The sequence below is a fragment of the Bacillus cereus group sp. MYBK195-1 genome, from assembly GCF_051916605.1.
GTDB lineage: Bacteria > Bacillota > Bacilli > Bacillales > Bacillaceae_G > Bacillus_A > Bacillus_A cereus.
On sequence record NZ_JBQAGZ010000002.1, the window covers coordinates 448,930 to 465,815 of the forward strand.

Genomic DNA, 16,886 nt, shown 5'->3' on the forward strand with positions numbered 1-16,886 from the left:
AATAGAGTAGGATTTAATGAATGAATTACTTTGCTTGAAAGGTGTTGGACATACGGATTGGTGTACTTGTATGCAATGTTAAGACAACGCTCGGTATTATTATTTTTATTAATTGTTAACATATTAGGTACAATTTACGGATTTATATGGTACGGAAATCAATTGAAAGAAACGTCACCTATATTTTGGCCGTTTGTACCAGATAGTCCTATGGCGAGTCTCTTTTTTGTCTTTGTTTTAATTGCTTTTTTGGCAAAGAGAAACTGGGGATTAATAGAAGCGTTAGCGATTGTAACTTTAATAAAATATGGTATTTGGGCTGTTGTTGTAAACGGGATTATGATTTACGTAAAAGGGCCTATTGGCCTTATGGGCTACATGTTAATGCTTTCGCACTTTGCGATGGCAGTACAAGGATTTTTATATGCTCCATTCTATCGTATAAAAAAATGGCATTTTATAGTAGCAGCTGTGTGGACGTTGCATAACGATGCAATTGATTATTTATTTTGGCAAATGCCGCGATATGGAATTATGCATTTGTTTGTAGAGGAAATTGGTTATTTTACGTTTTGGTTAAGTATTGCTGTACTATGTATTACATATTATTGTTGCTTACGTGAGCAAAGGAAACAATTTTCTTTATGATGGTTAGAACATTTAGGGGGAGAACATGGAGAAAAATAAGAGTGGTACAAAAATATTGGATCGATTGATTACTTTAGTTGTTTCATATAGCATAGCATTTTCTATTTTTGCACTCGCAACAACGGCAGTTGTGTATGGAAAATGGCTGTATTATTTTGAAATTGATTTTTTAAATATTCCTGATTTAGCGGATATGACGAAGGATGAAATTAAAAGAAATTACGATGTGCTTATTACATATTTATCCCCGTTTTATGACGGAGCATTACATTTGCCAACATTAGATATGTCCACAAATGGCCGTATTCATTTTGTAGATGTTAAAAATATTTTAGTAAAGATTCAATATGTGATGTATGCGACAATTATGATTGCAGTGATAGGCGGAATTTATTTATTAAAAAAGAAAAATGAAAAGTTTTTACTGCATGGATCGATTTTAACAATCATTTTTCCGATAGCGCTTATGTTACCAATTGCTATTAATTTTGAAAAGAGTTTTGTATTATTCCATAAACTTTTATTTAGTAATGATTATTGGGTTTTTGATCCTGAAAAAGATCCAATTATATTAATGTTACCAGAAGAGTTCTTTATGCATGCTGCGTGTGCTATTTTATTATTCATTTTAGGTGGTAGTATACTTTGTTACAGTTTATATCGATATTTCGTAAAAAAGAAAAGGATGTCACAGAAAAAATTCTCTGCTTAAAGAGAATTTTTTTCTTTGTAAAATGATAATATATTTTTCGGTCTAGTTCTGTTCTATTCTTGTCCAAATTAACATATTTTGTACTAGTAGTTATAGGGGGGACCGGGATGAAGAGAACATTAATTGGATTGATAGCATTTCTAATTATAATGTTTCCGTTACGTATATATGCTGAAGAGTGGAATGAGCTAACAGGGTTGTTAGACGACTCGTTACAGTTAGTGAAGCGTAATGAAGATGAAAAAGCGGTACAAGTATTACAACATTTCTCGGAGCAATTTTTAATAAAGGGGAATGAAAAGAAGCAGGAAGTAACACCAGATCAAGTTAGAGTTATTTCTTTAGCTTACGATAAGGCGCAACAATCGCTCTCTGAAGAAGGTTTAGGTAAGCAAGCTAAAATTGATAATGTGCTGGCATTACAACTTGCTGTTGATGCACAAGTATCGAAATATCAACCACTTTGGATGGAAAGAGAAAGGAAAGTAATGGATGCCTTTTCTCAAATGGAAAAAGCGATGGAAAAAGAAGATGCTGGGCAGTTTCAACAAACGTTAAATACGTTTTTAAATGAATTCAATATTATTTATCCAAGCTTAATGATTGCTTTGCCAGAAAACGAGGTTCAGCGTGTAAATGTTCATTTATCTTATTTAGATGAATTTCGTAACGTTATGTTAAAAACGAAAGGCGGCCAAATGCAATTAGGGATTATTAAAGGGGATTTGCAAAAGATATTTCACACAGTAAAAAAAGATGAAATTGCACCCTCTCTCATTTGGTTTATGACAATTACTGGGGGACTTATTTTATTCACATTAACTTATGTTGGATGGAGAAAGTATAAAGGAGAGAGAGAAAAAAGAAAAAGTAATGTACATTCTAAAAATAGATAATGCAATAAATAAAGATATGGATTGTAAGGTTTATTCATTGACAATAGTGGCAGAAGAAAATAGAATGAGAAGTACTATAATTAAAACTTCAATGGAGGTTCATGATGTTTTATTTAATTTACTTCGCGATCATAATGATCATACCGTTGTATGCACAGTCAAGAGTACGTAGTGCCTATAGCAAGTATTCACAAGTTTATTCAACATCAGGTATGACAGGAGCGGAAGTGGCTCGAAAAATTTTAGATGAAAATGGATTATACAACGTAGCTGTAGAAGAAACACCAGGTCATTTATCAGACCATTATGATCCAACCGCTAAGACGGTTCGATTATCAACAGATAACTATTATGGACATTCAGTTGCTGGTACAGCAGTTGCAGCACACGAAGTAGGACACGCAATTCAAGATGCAAAAGATTATAAATTTATGCGCGTTCGTCATTCGTTAGTGCCAGTTGCAAACTTTGGTTCGAATATGTCTTGGATTTTCGTCCTAATCGGTATATTTGCACAAATGTCTGGTTTGTTGTTATTAGGTATCATTTTAATGGCAGCAGGTGTTGTGTTCCAGCTCGTTACATTGCCAGTTGAGTTTGATGCGTCAAAGCGCGCAATGCAACAAATTGAAGCGTTAGGTATTGTATCAACAGATGAATATGGGCAAGCTCGTAAAGTATTAAATGCGGCAGCATTAACATATGTAGCAGCTGCAGCTGTAGCGGTATTTGAATTATTACGTCTCGTATTAATGTATACTGGTATGCAGCGTAGCGACGACTAAAGACTATCAATTTTGATAGTCTTTTTTTATTGTATAGATTGAATTATATAATGTATTGCAAATAGAAATAATAGAAGTAATGCGGAAAGGCGGTGGGGGGAAATGAAATATCCAGACCATTTAGTAAAACAAGTGCAAGAGCGCAGTGCTCCTTATCAACTAGAAGGTTTTTTAAGTGGACAAGGTCCTGAAAATCCCAAATTTATGTTGTTAGGAGAAGCGCCTGGTGAAACAGAAATTCATAATGGGATTCCGTTTAGCGGGAGGGCGGGAAAACAATTAATGGATTTTTTAGAGCGTATTGATGTTACAAGGGAAGAAGTATATATTACGAGCGCTGTTCGAAGTAGACCTTATAAATGGCGAGAGAAAAAAGAACGAAATGGTGAAATCATACAAAAAAAGTATAATAGAACGCCAAATCAGGGAGAAATAGTTGCCCATGCGCCTTTGTTAGATTATGAATTAGAGAAAATACATCCGAAGCTTATCGTCACGCTTGGAAATATCGGTCTTCAACGTTTAACAGGAAAAAATAAAAAAATCACAGATATACACGGGCAATTATTAAAACAGCCCATTCAAAAATTAAAGGATATGCAAAGTGCAGAGTTTACATGGTCAGAGAAAGAATATCATGTTTTTCCGACTTTTCATCCAGCTTCCATTTTTTATAATCGGAGTTTATTGGAGCTTATTCATGAGGATTTTGAGAAGCTTAAAAGACTTGTAATAAAAAACTAGAAAAGCTAAGGCGCTTTTCTAGTTACATTTAATTATGTAAAGGGTTTTTATTTTCATCTAACGTAAATCCTTCACCAACTACATCATGTACATCACTTACAGCGACAAAAGCATGAGGATCTACAGAAGTAATGATATTCTTTAATTTCACGATTTCATTTTTAGCAACAACGCAATACAATACGTTACGTTCCACTTTTGTATACGATCCAACAGCTTTTAAAAAGGTTGCTCCGCGCTCCATTTCAGATAAAATTTTGGTAGCAATTTCATCGTTTTTCTCTGAGATAATAGTCGCTCCTTTGGCAGCATAAGCTCCTTCTTGCATAAAATCAATGACTTTAGCACCGATAAAAACAGCAACTAGCGTATACATGCCCTCGCGGTATGATAAATAGGTAAGAATAGAGACTACGATAACGACAGCATCAAACATAAACATTGTTTTCCCCATACTCCAGCCAACATATTTGTGAGCTAGTCGTGCGATAATATCTACACCGCCAGTAGTCCCGCCATATTTAAATATTATTCCAAGGCCGATACCGATAAATGCCCCGGCGAATAAAGCTGCGAGTGTCATATCATTTTGCAAGTTTAAATGTAAGTTGAGTACTTCGTAACGCTGGAAAATCCATAGAAATAAAGATACGCTAAAGGTGCCAATTAATGTATATAAAAATGTCGTTCTGCCAAGTAACCTCCAACCAATAAAAAATATAGGGATATTTAAAATTAAGTTTGAGTAGGAAGGATCAAACTTAAATAAAAAATACAATAATAGTGTAATACCAGTAAACCCACCCTCTGCAAGGTGGTTTTCAATATTGATATTGACAATACCGAAAGAAAATATAGCGGAACCGATTAAAATAAAAATAATATTTCGCATCTTCAATTTTGATGTCATATAGAAATCCCCCTAATTATGTAATGATTGCATTGCTCCGCTGAAACAGTAAAACATAATAATAAGTAATTTCTAGTTGCTAGTGAAAATAGTAAGAATTTGATTGGTGTGGGCTGATCTTTTGCGAAAAGCACAAAAGAAGGTTTCACTTTATCCCGCTCTAACGGCTGGTAGGAGATGAAGCAAAGAAGAGGGGCAAACCAGCCGTAGGAACCCGATTAGTTCAACTAATCTTTTGCAAAAAGCGCAAAAGAAGTTTCACTTTATCCCGTACCAACGGCTGGTAGGAGATAAAGCTCTGAAGAAAGGCGAACCAGCCGTAGGAACCCGATTAGTTCAACTAATCTTTTGCAAAAAAACGCAAAAGAAGTTTCACTTTATTATAGTCTATCCAAAAATGGGTCGCAAATAGGTGTTTGGCGGGGAATAATATTTGTCAAATCGCGATGAATTGGCTAACATGAAAGAGGAAGGATTAGAGGTGAATAGTATGGAAGCAAAAACGATGAAAGATATGCAGAAAGAAGTAGATGCATATATTGGTCAGTTTAAAGAAGGTTATTTCAGTCCGCTTGCAATGATGGCTCGTTTAACGGAAGAAATGGGAGAGCTTGCAAGAGAGGTAAATCATTATTATGGTGAGAAACCGAAGAAAACAACTGAAAAAGAAAGAAGTATTGAAGAAGAGCTTGGAGATGTATTATTTGTTATGATTTGTATGGCAAATAGTTTAAATATTGATTTAGAGACAGCACATAACATTGTAATGAATAAATTTAATACACGTGATAAAGATCGCTGGACACGTATTGATGAGGGAGAGAAAGAATAATGAAAGAAATTAAAGTAATTATCGCCGGACCAAGAGGACGTATGGGACATGAAGCAGTTCTTCTTATGGAAAGAACGGAACATTTTAATTTAGTAGCAGCAGTGGATTATAAGCATGGTGGTGAGAAGATTTCTGATTTACCTGGCATGCCAGCATTACATGCACCGATTTACGCTGATTTACATACTTGTTTAGATGAAGTAGAAGCAGATGTGTTGTTAGATTTAACAACACCAGAAGTGGGGAAACAACACGTTACACTTGCAGTTGAGCGTGGACTTCGTTCGGTTATTGGTACAACTGGATTTACAGAAGAAGAATTGGCACGTTTAACAGAGAATGCAAAAGAAAAAGCAGTAGGAACAATTATTGCTCCAAACTTTGCAATTGGTGCAGTTCTTATGATGAAATTCTCACAAATGGCAGCGAAATATTTCCAAGATGTTGAGGTAATTGAATTACATCATGATCAAAAATTAGACGCACCATCTGGTACAGCTGTAAAAACGGTAGAGTTAATTCGTCAAAATCGTGAATCAAAGCAGCAAGGTCATCCAAATGAAGTAGAGCAACTAGCAGGTGCACGTGGTGCAAATGTAGACGGTATTCACATTCATAGTGTACGTTTGCCAGGGCTTATTGCACACCAAGAAGTAATGTTCGGTGGAGATGGACAAATGTTAACAGTTCGTCATGATTCATTCAATCGTGCATCATTTATGTCAGGTGTAAAACTATCAATTGAGACAGTAATGAACCTTGATCATCTTGTGTACGGTTTAGAAAATATTATCGACTAAAGGGGAGACAACGGATGAAAATTGCCTTAATCGCACATGACAAAAAGAAAAATGATATGGTTTCGTTTGCATACGCATATAAACCAATTTTTGAACAACATGAATTATTTGCAACAGGAACGACAGGGCTTCGTATTATGGAAGCGACTGGATTAGTTGTAACAAGATATCAATCTGGCCCTCTTGGTGGAGATCAAGAAATTGGTGCAATGATTGCAAAGAACGATTTAGATATGGTGATTTTCTTCCGCGATCCATTAACAGCACAGCCGCATGAACCGGATGTGAATGCATTGCTTCGTTTATGTGATGTATATGCGATTCCACTTGCAACGAATATGGCAAGTGCTGAAATGTTAATGCACGCATTAGAGCGAGGAGATTTAGATTATCGTAAGTTAAGAAAATGAGGGGAACAATTATGAGTGGATTACATATATTAGCGTTTGGTGCTCATGCCGATGATGTTGAAATCGGCATGGCTGGTACCATCGCTAAATATACAAAGCAAGGGTATGAAGTAGGTATTTGTGATTTAACAGAAGCTGATCTTTCTTCAAATGGAACGATAGAGTTGAGAAAAGAAGAAGCGAAGGTCGCAGCTCGTATAATGGGAGTAAAAACGAGGCTGAATTTAGCGATGCCAGACCGTGGTTTGTATATGAAAGAAGAGTATATACGTGAAATTGTCAAGGTGATCCGTACATATAAACCAAAACTAGTTTTTGCGCCGTACTATGAAGATCGCCATCCAGATCATGCAAATTGTGCAAAGCTTGTGGAAGAGGCTATTTTTTCAGCAGGAATCCGTAAATATATGCCGGAACTTTCACCACATCGTGTGGAGTCTTTTTATAATTATATGATTAATGGTTTTCATAAACCGAATTTTTGTATAGATATAAGTGAGTACCTCTCTATAAAGGTAGAAGCATTAGAAGCGTATGAAAGTCAGTTTTCAACAGGGAGCGATGGTGTTAAGACACCGTTAACAGAAGGTTACGTTGAAACTGTGATCGCTCGTGAGAAGATGTTTGGAAAAGAAGTTGGAGTCTTGTATGCCGAGGGATTTATGAGTAAGAAACCGGTTTTATTACATGCTGATTTATTAGGGGGATGTAAATGAAATTAAAAATAGGTATTACATGTTATCCTTCTGTAGGTGGTTCTGGAGTTGTTGGAACAGAATTAGGAAAGCAATTGGCGGAACGTGGGCATGAAATTCACTTTATTACATCGGGTTTACCATTCCGATTAAATAAAGTATATCCAAACATTTATTTTCATGAAGTGACGGTAAATCAATACTCTGTATTTCAATATCCACCATACGATTTAGCGTTAGCAAGTAAAATGGCCGAGGTTGCACAAAGAGAAAACCTAGACATTTTACATGTGCATTACGCAATACCACATGCAATTTGTGCATATTTAGCAAAACAAATGATCGGAGAGCGTATTAAAATTGTCACAACCTTGCATGGAACAGATATTACTGTGTTAGGTTCCGACCCTTCGTTAAATAATTTAATTCGTTTTGGTATTGAGCAATCCGATGTTGTTACTGCTGTCTCGCATTCATTAATTAACGAAACACATGAGCTTGTAAAACCAAGTAAAGAAATTCAAACGGTATATAACTTTATAGACGAACGTGTATATTTCAAGCGTAATATGTCTCAATTAAAGAAAGAATATGGTATAAGTGAGAGTGAAAAAGTACTTATTCATATTTCGAATTTCCGTAAAGTGAAACGTGTGCAGGATGTTGTTCAGGCATTTGCTAAAATTGTTAAAGAAGTAGATGCGAAGTTGCTTCTTGTTGGAGACGGACCAGAATTCTGTACGATTTTACAGATAGTGAAGAATTTACATATTGAAGATCGCGTTTTATTCCTAGGGAAGCAAGATAATGTTGCAGAACTACTTGCGATGAGTGATTTAATGTTGCTTCTATCAGAGAAGGAAAGTTTTGGTCTTGTTTTATTAGAAGCAATGGCGTGTGGTGTACCTTGTATCGGAACGCGGGTTGGAGGTATTCCAGAGGTTATTCAACACGGGGAAACAGGATATTTATGTGAAGTTGGCGATACAACAGGAGTGGCAAATCAAGCTATTCAGCTATTAAAGGACGAGGAACTTCACCGTAATATGGGAGAACGAGCAAGAGAAAGTGTTTATGAGCAATTTCGCTCAGAAAAAATTGTTTCACAATATGAAACGATTTACTATGACGTACTAAGGGATGACAAAAATGGAAAGATTTAAAAAAGCTAGTTCTATTATTGAGACATTAAAGCAACAAGGACATGAGGCTTACTTTGTTGGTGGGAGCGTACGAGATCTTATTATCGATAGGCCGATTGGAGATATTGATATTGCGACATCTGCTCTACCAGAAGAAGTGATGGCTATATTCCCAAGAAATGTTCCTGTTGGTCTTGAGCATGGAACTGTAATTGTTGTAGAAAATGGTGAGCCTTATGAGGTAACTACTTTTCGAACAGAAAGCGAATATGAAGATTTTCGAAGACCTAGTAGTGTTCAATTTGTTCGTTCATTAGAAGAGGATTTAAAACGTCGTGATTTCACGATGAATGCAATTGCTATGACAGAAGAAGGCAAAATGGTTGATTTATTTGCTGGACAGGAAGCCATTCAACAGAGAGAAATTGTGACAGTTGGAAATGCTGCGGATCGTTTTCAAGAAGATGCCCTGCGAATGATGCGTGGTATTCGGTTTGTAAGCACGTTAGGTTTTTCATTAGAAATGAAAACGAAGCAAGCGATTGAAACGCATGGGCATTTGCTAGAACATATAGCAATTGAGCGTATTACAGTAGAGTTTGAGAAACTGTTAACTGGTACATATTGTGTGAAAGGTCTCAAAGAATTAGTAGAGACGAAGCTATTTTCTCATTTGCCATATTTACAAATGTCAGAAGAGAGACTGTTAAAAGCTACGCAGTATAAATGGGATTCTTTCGAAACGGATATTGAGGCGTGGGCATTTTTCTTATATTGTATCGGAGAAGAACATCCATCTGTCTTTTTACGTCAATGGAAGTTTTCGAATAAAAAAATAAAAGATATTGTTGCAGTTTTATTGGCAATTCGTACTAGAAAGGAGAAGGATTGGGATACAGTCCTTCTTTATAAAACGGGAATTCATATCGCTGAAATGGCAGAGAGAGTATATGAAGCGATGATTGAAAGCTATGATCCTACATCTATTGAACGAGTACAATCAATGTTTCATGCATTGCCAATCCAGGAGCGTCAAGAAATGAATGTGACTGGTAATGATTTATTAAACTGGGCAAACAAAAAGCCTGGTCCGTGGGTTGCTGAAATGCTTCAGAAAATCGAAGAAGCAATCGTACAAGGAAACGTAGTTAATGAGAAAGAGCGTATAAGGGAGTGGCTGCAAGGATGCAATCTACTATAAGAAAGCAGTTATTGCAAGTTTTTTCTGAAGCGGATGGCGAGTTTGTATCCGGCCAAACAATTAGTGATAAACTTGGTTGTTCAAGAACTGCTGTGTGGAAACATATGGAGGATCTGCGGAGTGAGGGATATGAACTTGAAGCTGTGCGCCGATTAGGTTACCGAATTGCAAGTAAGCCAGACAAAGTGACTGCTAATGAAATTCAGTTAGGGCTACAAACGAAGCGGATTGGTAGAACAGTGTATTTTGAAGAAACTGTTGAATCAACGCAGCACATTGCAGCAAAACTTGCTTATGAAGGTGCAGAAGAAGGAACTGTCGTTGTAGCAGAAGAACAAACAGCGGGAAGAGGTCGTTTAAGCAGAAAATGGCATTCACCAAAAGGAACAGGGATTTGGATGAGTATTATTTTACGCCCATCAATCCCAGTTCATCATGCACCGCAACTTACTTTGTTAGCGGCTGTTAGTGTTGCACAGGCAATTGAAAAATGTACAGGTGTAAACGTAGGAATAAAATGGCCAAATGATATTTTAATTCAAGGTAAAAAGGCTGTAGGTATATTAACAGAAATGCAAGCGGATCCTGATAAAATTAATGCTGTCATTATGGGCATCGGTATTAATGCGAATCAAAAGCAAGAACATTTTGATGAAGAAATTCAGCACATCGCTACTTCATTAGCGATTGAATCAGGTAAGCCGATTGTTCGTGCAGAACTTATGCAACAAATCTATTTACAACTAGAAAAATTATATGAAGAATATTTAAAAAATGGTTTCTCTGTCATTAAAATTCTTTGGGAAAGTTACGCTGTGAGCATCGGGAAAGAAATTACCGCTCGAACAATGAGAGAGACGATTACGGGTGTAGCAAAAGGAATTACAGAGGATGGTGTATTGCTTCTAGAAGACCATGAAGGAAAAGTACATCATATTCATTCTGCAGATATCGAAATTAAGTAAAAGAAGTTCCTCTTTTGGAACTTCTTTTTATTTCAATAGTTTTGAGTTGAATTTGTAACATGATAATAAATTCTTTTCGTATTTAAAGTTCATTTCAAAATAGCTTCCGTCGAGTTGGCCTGGCATGTTATTTGACGATTACTTTGCCTGCCATTCCTTTAAGAAGATGGTATCGACATATTAATTCATATGTACCAGTATTTTTAGGTTTCACGGTAATATTCTTTTCTTTTCCTGACTGGACTACGACGTCAATACCGAGTTTTTTCACTGTAAAGGTGTGCTCGTTTTTACCTTTATTTTTCAATAGTAATGTTGTTTATCCTTCAAGCGGAATCGTGATGACATTTGGATTAAAGTAATCATCATTTAGTTCAACCTCAATCACTTTCGTTAAATCGGTGGGTTGTGTTACGACATGAACTGAGGCAAATACATGGGAGGATCCTAAAGACATCCACCATACAATCATTACAAGCAAACTGCTGAATCGAAATAACCACCTGTTCATAGACATCTGCAATTCTCCTTTGTTAAGTACTTTCCTCAATTAACCTGCATCATTAGTTTAAGAGTTATACTATATAGTTAAATTGATTACAGAAAAAATTAACTTGGACTTTTTTAACATGCGTTGAAAAAACATGTATCTTTTCAGGATTGAATTATCCATAAAAACTGTATAGCATATATACTCTCGTGTTAAATTTCATATACCGTAATAAGAATAAAAAATTATTTTTTCAAAAAAATGTAGTAATTCCTTTTTGTAGTTTGCTATAATTAGTTCGAATGTGGGCAGTATCAGAGCGAACTGCACCATGATTCGAAGTCATACGAAAAATAATAACTTGGATTCTGCCTTGATCCAATAACGGACTGGGACAGAGGGATGAATAATGCCGACTAACACACAACCCTTCTGCCCTTTTATGGCCAGAGGGGTTTTTTTATATGATTTCGGCCATCTCCTCTCTCCTGCATAAAGGAGGAGTAGTTTTTGAAAACAAAAACAGATTTTTTGAAGATGAAAGAGCAAGGTGAGCCGATTACAATGCTAACGGCGTATGATTATCCATCCGCTAAATTAGCAGAAGAAGCTGAAGTTGATATGATTCTAGTTGGAGATTCTCTTGGAATGGTTGTACTCGGATACGATTCAACAGTACCTGTAACAGTAGAGGATATGATTCATCATACGAAAGCTGTACGCCGCGGAGCGAAAGAGACGTTTATTGTAACTGATATGCCATTTATGTCGTATCACGTATCATTACAAGAAACGATGGTGAATGCACGCCGCATCGTTCAAGAGAGCGGGGCACACGCACTGAAGGTAGAAGGTGCTGGAGAAGTTATATCGACGATTCAATATTTGACGAACGCAGGAATTCCTGTTGTAGCGCATTTAGGTCTAACCCCTCAATCTGTAGGAGTGTTGGGTGGATATAAAGTGCAAGGAAAAGATGCGGAGAGTGCAAAAAAATTAATAGAAGATGCAAAGAAATGTGAAGAAGCTGGTGCAATAGCGCTTGTGTTAGAATGTGTACCAATGCAGTTAGCAGAACTTATTTCAGAGCAACTAACAATACCGACAATTGGGATTGGTGCAGGACAAAAAGTAGATGGGCAAGTGCTTGTTTATCATGATCTTATCTCATACGGCGTAAATCGTGTTCCGAAATTTGTGAAGCAATATACGTCTGTTCAAGAGGAAATTGTGCGTGGGATTTCACAATATGTTACTGAAGTAAAGACAAGACAATTTCCTGAAGAAAAACATTCGTTCACAATGAAAGAGGAAGAATGTTTAGCGTTATACGGAGGAAAACAATAATGAAAATCGTAACTACAGTGCAAGAGATGCAGCAAATTACGAGCGAACTTCGTGCAAGTGGAAAGAGTATTGGTTTTGTTCCAACAATGGGTTATTTACATGAAGGCCATGCTACTTTATTACGTAAGGCAAGAGAAGAAAATGAAATTGTAGTTTTAAGTGTATTTGTAAACCCACTACAATTTGGCCCAAATGAAGATTTAGATCGATATCCTCGTGATATTGATAGAGATGAAAATGTAGCAAAAGAAAACGGTGTAGATTATTTATTTTATCCGAGTGTAGAAGAAATGTATCCAGCAGAACAAACAACAACGGTAGAAGTTGTGAAGCGCACGGACGTATTATGCGGTCAACAAAGACCTGGTCATTTTGCTGGTGTTGCAACTGTACTAATGAAACTATTTAATATTACGCTGCCAAAGCGTGCTTATTTCGGTATGAAAGATGCTCAACAAGTTGCAGTAATTGAAGGATTTGTAACTGATTTCAATATTCCAGTTACAATCGTACCAGTTGATATTGTAAGGGAAGAAGATGGTTTAGCGAAAAGTTCTCGTAACGTGTACCTATCACAAGATGAACGTGAAGAAGCTCTTCATTTATACCGCAGCCTATGTATGGCGAAAGAAAGAATTGAGGCAGGTGAACGTAATCCGGAAATCATTACAAATCTTGTGAAAGAGTATATTGAGACGCATACGAAAGGCACTGTAGATTATGCAGATTTATATGCATATCCGTCATTAACAATGGTAGAGAAAGTCGAAGGAAGAATCATTTTAGCTATTGCAGTTAAGTTTGAAAATGTAAGATTAATTGACAATATAACATTAACGGTTAAATAAGGGGGAGCATCTATGTTTCGCACAATGATGAGAGCAAAGTTACATCGTGCAACTGTAACGGAGGCAAATTTAAATTATGTAGGTAGTATTACAATTGATGAAGACTTAATGGATGTAGTAAATATTGTAGAAAACGAAAAAGTCCAAATTGTAAATAATAATAATGGTGCTCGCTTAGAGACATACGTTATTAAAGGGGAACGCGGTAGTGGTGTTGTTTGTTTAAACGGTGCTGCGGCAAGGCTTGTACAACCAGGGGACAAAGTAATTATTATTTGTTATGGGCTAGTTACGGAAGAAGAGATTCATAAACAAGAACCAAAAATTGCAGTATTAGACGATAATAATCAAATTATTGAAATGTTAGGTGCTGAAAAAGCGAGTACGATATTATAAGTAGAAAGGCTATCTCTATTGCGGAGATAGCTTTTTTGTGCATCTTTTCATTAAGATGAGATAAAACGTGGTATAGTAACATTATATAAATTATTGTTGTTTGAAAGGTAAGAAATTGAGGTGTTACATATATGAGTAAGCGTTATGTCGTTGTTGATTTAGAGACGACAGGGAACTCCTGGAAAGATGGGAAGGATAAAATTACCCAAATTGCAGCTGTTGTAGTAGAAGATGGAGAGATATTGGAGATTTTTTCGTCTTTTGTTAACCCAAAGAGAGAGATCCCACCATTTATTACAGAATTAACAGGGATTGATGAAAGTCTTGTAAAACAAGCCCCGTTATTTCAAGATGTAGCCCCGATGATTGTTGAGCTATTACAAGGTGCGGCTTTCGTTGCGCATAATGTTCACTTTGATTGGAATTTTTTAAATGAAGAATTAAGGCAAGCTGGATATACAGAAATACATTGTCCGAAAATCGATACGGTTGAATTGGCTCAAATTCTTTTGCCGACAGCCGATAGTTATAAATTACGTGATTTAGCTAAGAAGCATGAACTAGAACACAATCAACCACATCGTGCGGATAGTGATGCTCTTGCAACAGCGGAATTATTTTTACAATTTTTAAATGAAATTGAAAAGTTACCACTTGTCACGTTGCAATCGCTTTATGAATTAAGTGATGTGTTCCAAAGCGATATAGCTGATGTGCTTTCTGAAAATATTTTAAAGAAAGTAATGCACGGTAAAGAAGATATAACGGAGTATGAAATACATCGAAATATTGCGCTGAAAAAGCGGAACTATTCCTTAAACCTTGGAGAAATGTGTTCATCAAAGTTTGATGCTTTCTTGAATAAAACGATGGATAAATTGGAATCACATATGCCAAAGTTTGAAAGAAGAGAAAGTCAACAACTGATGATGAAAGAGATATATACGGCGTTAAGAGATTCTCGTTTTTCACTAATTGAAGCGGGTACAGGAACAGGAAAGACTCTCGCTTATTTGCTTCCTAGTCTTTATTTTGCAAAGAGAAAAGAAGAACCTGTCATTATAAGTACACAAACGGTACAACTCCAACAACAAATATTAGAAAAAGAAATTCCGTTATTACAAAAAATAATGCCATTTTCATTTGAGGCAGCTCTTCTAAAAGGAAGAAAGCATTATTTATGCTTACATAAATTTGAGTATGCTTTGCAAGAGGAAGAAAAAAATTATGATATGGCACTTACGAAGGCGAAGATTTTAGTTTGGCTATTGAAAACTGAAACAGGTGATCGAGACGAATTAAATATTCCTGAGGGCGGAAAGTTACTTTGGAATCGTATTTGTAGCGATGCGTATAGTCCAGGCGGTATGCAAAGTAATTGGTTTAGTCGTTGTTTTTACCAGCGAGCGAAGAATAAAGCTTTATTTGCAGATATCGTTATTACAAATCATGCGTTATTATTTCAAGATTTTTCAAGTGAAGAACCGTTGTTTGCTTCATGCGAACATATTATTTTTGATGAAGCTCACCATATTGAAGAAGCTGCGAGTAGAACATTGGGTGAACAGTTCTCTTGTATGTATTTTCAATTGGTTATATCTCGTCTTGGGACGCTAGAAACAGAAGATGTACTCTCCAAAGTATATAAAATGATGAAAAAATCAGAGCAAGCATCTCGTTCAACTTTCCGTATGATAAGTTATAGTTTGAAGGAACTTAAGTTTGATGCGGATGAACTCTTCCAAATGTTACGTACTTTTATATTTAAACAAACAAAGCAAGAGCAAGGAACGAATAATATGCCGCTCATCTATAGGTATAACGCAGAACTAGAAAAAGGTAAGTTGTGGGATAGTATCGTCGAATTAACAAATCGTTTTATATATGAATTAAGAAGGGTAGTAACTGCTCTTGAGAAGCAAGTGGATATATTGCAAAGTAAGTTAGAATGGGAGATGCATGTTGTAACAGGTGAATTTATGCATTTAATTGAGTTGCTGAGAAAGATGGCAGAATCATTACAGTTACTCGTATTAGAAAAGAATTCGTATGTAACTTGGATGGAGACTGAAACGAAAGGGACGATTCATTCAACAGTTCTATATGCACAGCCTGTTCATATTGGTGAAAGATTTGCTGATGAATTTTTAACAGAAAAAAAGAGTGTTATTTTTACATCCGCAACACTAACAGTTAACGATACGTTTGATTATATAAAAGAGGAACTTGGTTTACATGATTTCGCTCCAAATACTTTAAAGGTTCCGTCGCCATTTCGTTATGATGAACAGATGAAATTAATGGTGTCAACGGATGTACCTTTTATTAAGCAAGTAAGTAATGAGCGATATATTGAATCTGTATCGGAACATATTGTAAAGATAGCGAAAGCCACAAAAGGCAGAATGCTCGTTTTATTCACTTCGTATGAAATGTTAAAAGAAGCGTATGCGAATTTAAAAAATAATGATGAATTAGAGGGGTATTTATTACTGACCCAAAGTGTGAATAATAGAAGTCGAAGCCGCTTAATTCGAAAGTTTCAAGAGTTCGACAAATCAATTTTATTAGGGACGAGCAGTTTCTGGGAAGGAATAGATATTCCTGGAGATGCCTTAAGTTGTCTTGTTATAGTCCGTCTACCATTTACACCTCCTCATCAGCCGATGATGGAAGCGAAAGGTGAGTGGCTAAAAAATCAAGGTGAAGATGTATTCACTAAATTAGCGCTCCCACAAGCAATATTACGTTTCAAACAAGGATTCGGCCGCTTAATTCGAACGAATACAGATACAGGAACGGTAGTAGTGTTAGATCGTCGTTTGACGAGTTCTTCCTATGGAAAACGATTTCTACAATCGATTCCTAACGTACCTCTTTATGAAGGGCCATTAGAAGAATTGTTAGTACAATTAGAAGAACCACCAAATGAATAAAAATAGAAGAAAAATACGCCTGAAGTACTTATAAACTTCAGGCGTAAAAAATGTGGGTAGGAGGAATTTTATTTTTCTTACTTCTTGTATACAAAATGTGTTGGTTTTCGACTTGAAACCTTTTTTTGC

The 16,886-nt window shown here is 36.1% G+C and carries 17 protein-coding genes and 1 pseudogene; 16 read left to right on the forward strand and 2 right to left on the reverse strand.

The genetic code is table 11. The features are described 5' to 3' along the window. The first annotated feature begins 57 nt into the window (after positions 1 to 57). From ACTFRY_RS12010 to ACTFRY_RS12030, 5 genes are all read left to right on the forward strand, one after another. Positions 58 to 648 (forward strand): DUF1405 domain-containing protein, encoded by a 591-nt coding sequence (locus ACTFRY_RS12010; protein ID WP_025967075.1) that lies wholly within the window; start codon positions 58 to 60, stop codon positions 646 to 648. Positions 649 to 673: 25 nt separating this feature from the next. Then, on the forward strand, positions 674 to 1,360 hold the full coding sequence (gene lit, locus ACTFRY_RS12015) for a lipoprotein intramolecular transacylase Lit (RefSeq protein ID WP_000414377.1): 687 nt from the start codon (positions 674 to 676) through the stop codon (positions 1,358 to 1,360). 107 nt (positions 1,361 to 1,467) lie between these two features. Continuing rightward, entirely contained in the window at positions 1,468 to 2,256 is a 789-nt protein-coding gene (gene ypjB, locus ACTFRY_RS12020; RefSeq protein ID WP_000831584.1) for a sporulation protein YpjB, read from the forward strand. Positions 2,257 to 2,357: 101 nt separating this feature from the next. Beyond that, positions 2,358 to 3,041, forward strand: a complete 684-nt coding sequence (locus ACTFRY_RS12025) for a zinc metallopeptidase (RefSeq protein ID WP_058839490.1) — start codon at positions 2,358 to 2,360, stop codon at positions 3,039 to 3,041. 102 nt (positions 3,042 to 3,143) lie between these two features. Beyond that, the gene (locus tag ACTFRY_RS12030; RefSeq protein WP_016117488.1) at positions 3,144 to 3,785 is read left to right on the forward strand and encodes a uracil-DNA glycosylase; all 642 of its coding nucleotides are present in this window, start codon (positions 3,144 to 3,146) and stop codon (positions 3,783 to 3,785) included. 28 nt (positions 3,786 to 3,813) lie between these two features. Here ACTFRY_RS12030 and ACTFRY_RS12035 read toward each other — a convergent pair whose 3' ends face one another. After that, entirely contained in the window at positions 3,814 to 4,695 is an 882-nt protein-coding gene (locus tag ACTFRY_RS12035) for a YitT family protein (protein WP_098616280.1), read from the reverse strand. A 490-nt stretch (positions 4,696 to 5,185) separates the two neighbouring features. Between ACTFRY_RS12035 and ACTFRY_RS12040 the strand changes: the two genes are divergently transcribed. Genes ACTFRY_RS12040 through ACTFRY_RS12070 form a run of 7 tightly spaced genes read left to right on the forward strand, consistent with a single transcriptional unit; the run spans position 5,186 to position 10,740 of the window. Beyond that, a complete protein-coding gene (locus tag ACTFRY_RS12040) occupies positions 5,186 to 5,527 on the forward strand; it encodes a nucleotide pyrophosphohydrolase (protein ID WP_002108639.1) in 342 nt (113 codons plus the stop codon). Continuing rightward, a complete protein-coding gene (dapB, locus tag ACTFRY_RS12045; RefSeq protein WP_000658810.1) occupies positions 5,527 to 6,327 on the forward strand; it encodes a dihydrodipicolinate reductase in 801 nt (266 codons plus the stop codon). Before ACTFRY_RS12040 ends, dapB begins: the two co-directional genes overlap by 1 nt. A gap of 14 nt (positions 6,328 to 6,341) precedes the next feature. Beyond that, positions 6,342 to 6,737: a methylglyoxal synthase gene (gene mgsA / locus ACTFRY_RS12050; RefSeq protein WP_000684765.1), complete on the forward strand. Its 396-nt coding sequence runs from the start codon at positions 6,342 to 6,344 to the stop codon at positions 6,735 to 6,737. A gap of 11 nt (positions 6,738 to 6,748) precedes the next feature. Further along, a complete protein-coding gene (gene bshB1 / locus ACTFRY_RS12055) occupies positions 6,749 to 7,453 on the forward strand; it encodes a bacillithiol biosynthesis deacetylase BshB1 (protein WP_000015673.1) in 705 nt (234 codons plus the stop codon). After that, positions 7,450 to 8,595 carry an N-acetyl-alpha-D-glucosaminyl L-malate synthase BshA gene (bshA, locus tag ACTFRY_RS12060; protein WP_000768305.1) on the forward strand — a complete coding sequence of 382 codons (1,146 nt, stop codon included), beginning with the start codon at positions 7,450 to 7,452 and terminating at the stop codon, positions 8,593 to 8,595. The genes bshB1 and bshA overlap by 4 nt, the downstream gene beginning before the upstream one ends. Continuing rightward, the gene (locus tag ACTFRY_RS12065; RefSeq protein WP_098616278.1) at positions 8,582 to 9,775 is read left to right on the forward strand and encodes a CCA tRNA nucleotidyltransferase; all 1,194 of its coding nucleotides are present in this window, start codon (positions 8,582 to 8,584) and stop codon (positions 9,773 to 9,775) included. The genes bshA and ACTFRY_RS12065 overlap by 14 nt, the downstream gene beginning before the upstream one ends. Further along, positions 9,760 to 10,740 carry a biotin--[acetyl-CoA-carboxylase] ligase gene (locus tag ACTFRY_RS12070; RefSeq protein ID WP_016117490.1) on the forward strand — a complete coding sequence of 327 codons (981 nt, stop codon included), beginning with the start codon at positions 9,760 to 9,762 and terminating at the stop codon, positions 10,738 to 10,740. The genes ACTFRY_RS12065 and ACTFRY_RS12070 overlap by 16 nt, the downstream gene beginning before the upstream one ends. A gap of 127 nt (positions 10,741 to 10,867) precedes the next feature. Here ACTFRY_RS12070 and ACTFRY_RS12075 read toward each other — a convergent pair. Next, a pseudogene (locus ACTFRY_RS12075) lies at positions 10,868 to 11,257 on the reverse strand (cupredoxin domain-containing protein). 483 nt (positions 11,258 to 11,740) lie between these two features. Here ACTFRY_RS12075 and panB point away from each other — a divergent pair. The 4 genes from panB to dinG all read left to right on the forward strand — a co-directional run bounded on the left by panB (position 11,741) and on the right by dinG (position 16,757). After that, positions 11,741 to 12,577 carry a 3-methyl-2-oxobutanoate hydroxymethyltransferase gene (gene panB, locus ACTFRY_RS12080; protein ID WP_000851108.1) on the forward strand — a complete coding sequence of 279 codons (837 nt, stop codon included), beginning with the start codon at positions 11,741 to 11,743 and terminating at the stop codon, positions 12,575 to 12,577. Then, positions 12,577 to 13,425 (forward strand): pantoate--beta-alanine ligase, encoded by an 849-nt coding sequence (gene panC / locus ACTFRY_RS12085; protein WP_000707024.1) that lies wholly within the window; start codon positions 12,577 to 12,579, stop codon positions 13,423 to 13,425. Before panB ends, panC begins: the two co-directional genes overlap by 1 nt. A gap of 12 nt (positions 13,426 to 13,437) precedes the next feature. After that, the gene (panD, locus tag ACTFRY_RS12090) at positions 13,438 to 13,821 is read left to right on the forward strand and encodes an aspartate 1-decarboxylase (protein WP_098616277.1); all 384 of its coding nucleotides are present in this window, start codon (positions 13,438 to 13,440) and stop codon (positions 13,819 to 13,821) included. Between the two features lie 131 nt (positions 13,822 to 13,952). Beyond that, positions 13,953 to 16,757, forward strand: a complete 2,805-nt coding sequence (gene dinG / locus ACTFRY_RS12095; protein ID WP_098616276.1) for an ATP-dependent DNA helicase DinG — start codon at positions 13,953 to 13,955, stop codon at positions 16,755 to 16,757. The last annotated feature ends 129 nt before the right edge of the window (positions 16,758 to 16,886 follow it).

Bases quoted from the DNA above. Each gene is read 5' to 3' on its own strand.
- panD (WP_098616277.1), top strand. From the start codon at position 13,438: ATGTTTCGCACAATGATGAGAGCAAAGTTACATCGTGCAACTGTAACG.
- panC (WP_000707024.1), top strand. From the start codon at position 12,577: ATGAAAATCGTAACTACAGTGCAAGAGATGCAGCAAATTACGAGCGAA.
- ACTFRY_RS12065 (WP_098616278.1), top strand. From the start codon at position 8,582: ATGGAAAGATTTAAAAAAGCTAGTTCTATTATTGAGACATTAAAGCAA.
- ACTFRY_RS12030 (WP_016117488.1), top strand. From the start codon at position 3,144: ATGAAATATCCAGACCATTTAGTAAAACAAGTGCAAGAGCGCAGTGCT.
- ACTFRY_RS12035 (WP_098616280.1), bottom strand. From the start codon at position 4,695: ATGACATCAAAATTGAAGATGCGAAATATTATTTTTATTTTAATCGGT.
- ACTFRY_RS12040 (WP_002108639.1), top strand. From the start codon at position 5,186: ATGGAAGCAAAAACGATGAAAGATATGCAGAAAGAAGTAGATGCATAT.
- bshA (WP_000768305.1), top strand. From the start codon at position 7,450: ATGAAATTAAAAATAGGTATTACATGTTATCCTTCTGTAGGTGGTTCT.
- dapB (WP_000658810.1), top strand. From the start codon at position 5,527: ATGAAAGAAATTAAAGTAATTATCGCCGGACCAAGAGGACGTATGGGA.
- ACTFRY_RS12070 (WP_016117490.1), top strand. From the start codon at position 9,760: ATGCAATCTACTATAAGAAAGCAGTTATTGCAAGTTTTTTCTGAAGCG.
- dinG (WP_098616276.1), top strand. From the start codon at position 13,953: ATGAGTAAGCGTTATGTCGTTGTTGATTTAGAGACGACAGGGAACTCC.
- mgsA (WP_000684765.1), top strand. From the start codon at position 6,342: ATGAAAATTGCCTTAATCGCACATGACAAAAAGAAAAATGATATGGTT.
- ACTFRY_RS12025 (WP_058839490.1), top strand. From the start codon at position 2,358: ATGATGTTTTATTTAATTTACTTCGCGATCATAATGATCATACCGTTG.
- bshB1 (WP_000015673.1), top strand. From the start codon at position 6,749: ATGAGTGGATTACATATATTAGCGTTTGGTGCTCATGCCGATGATGTT.
- ypjB (WP_000831584.1), top strand. From the start codon at position 1,468: ATGAAGAGAACATTAATTGGATTGATAGCATTTCTAATTATAATGTTT.
- lit (WP_000414377.1), top strand. From the start codon at position 674: ATGGAGAAAAATAAGAGTGGTACAAAAATATTGGATCGATTGATTACT.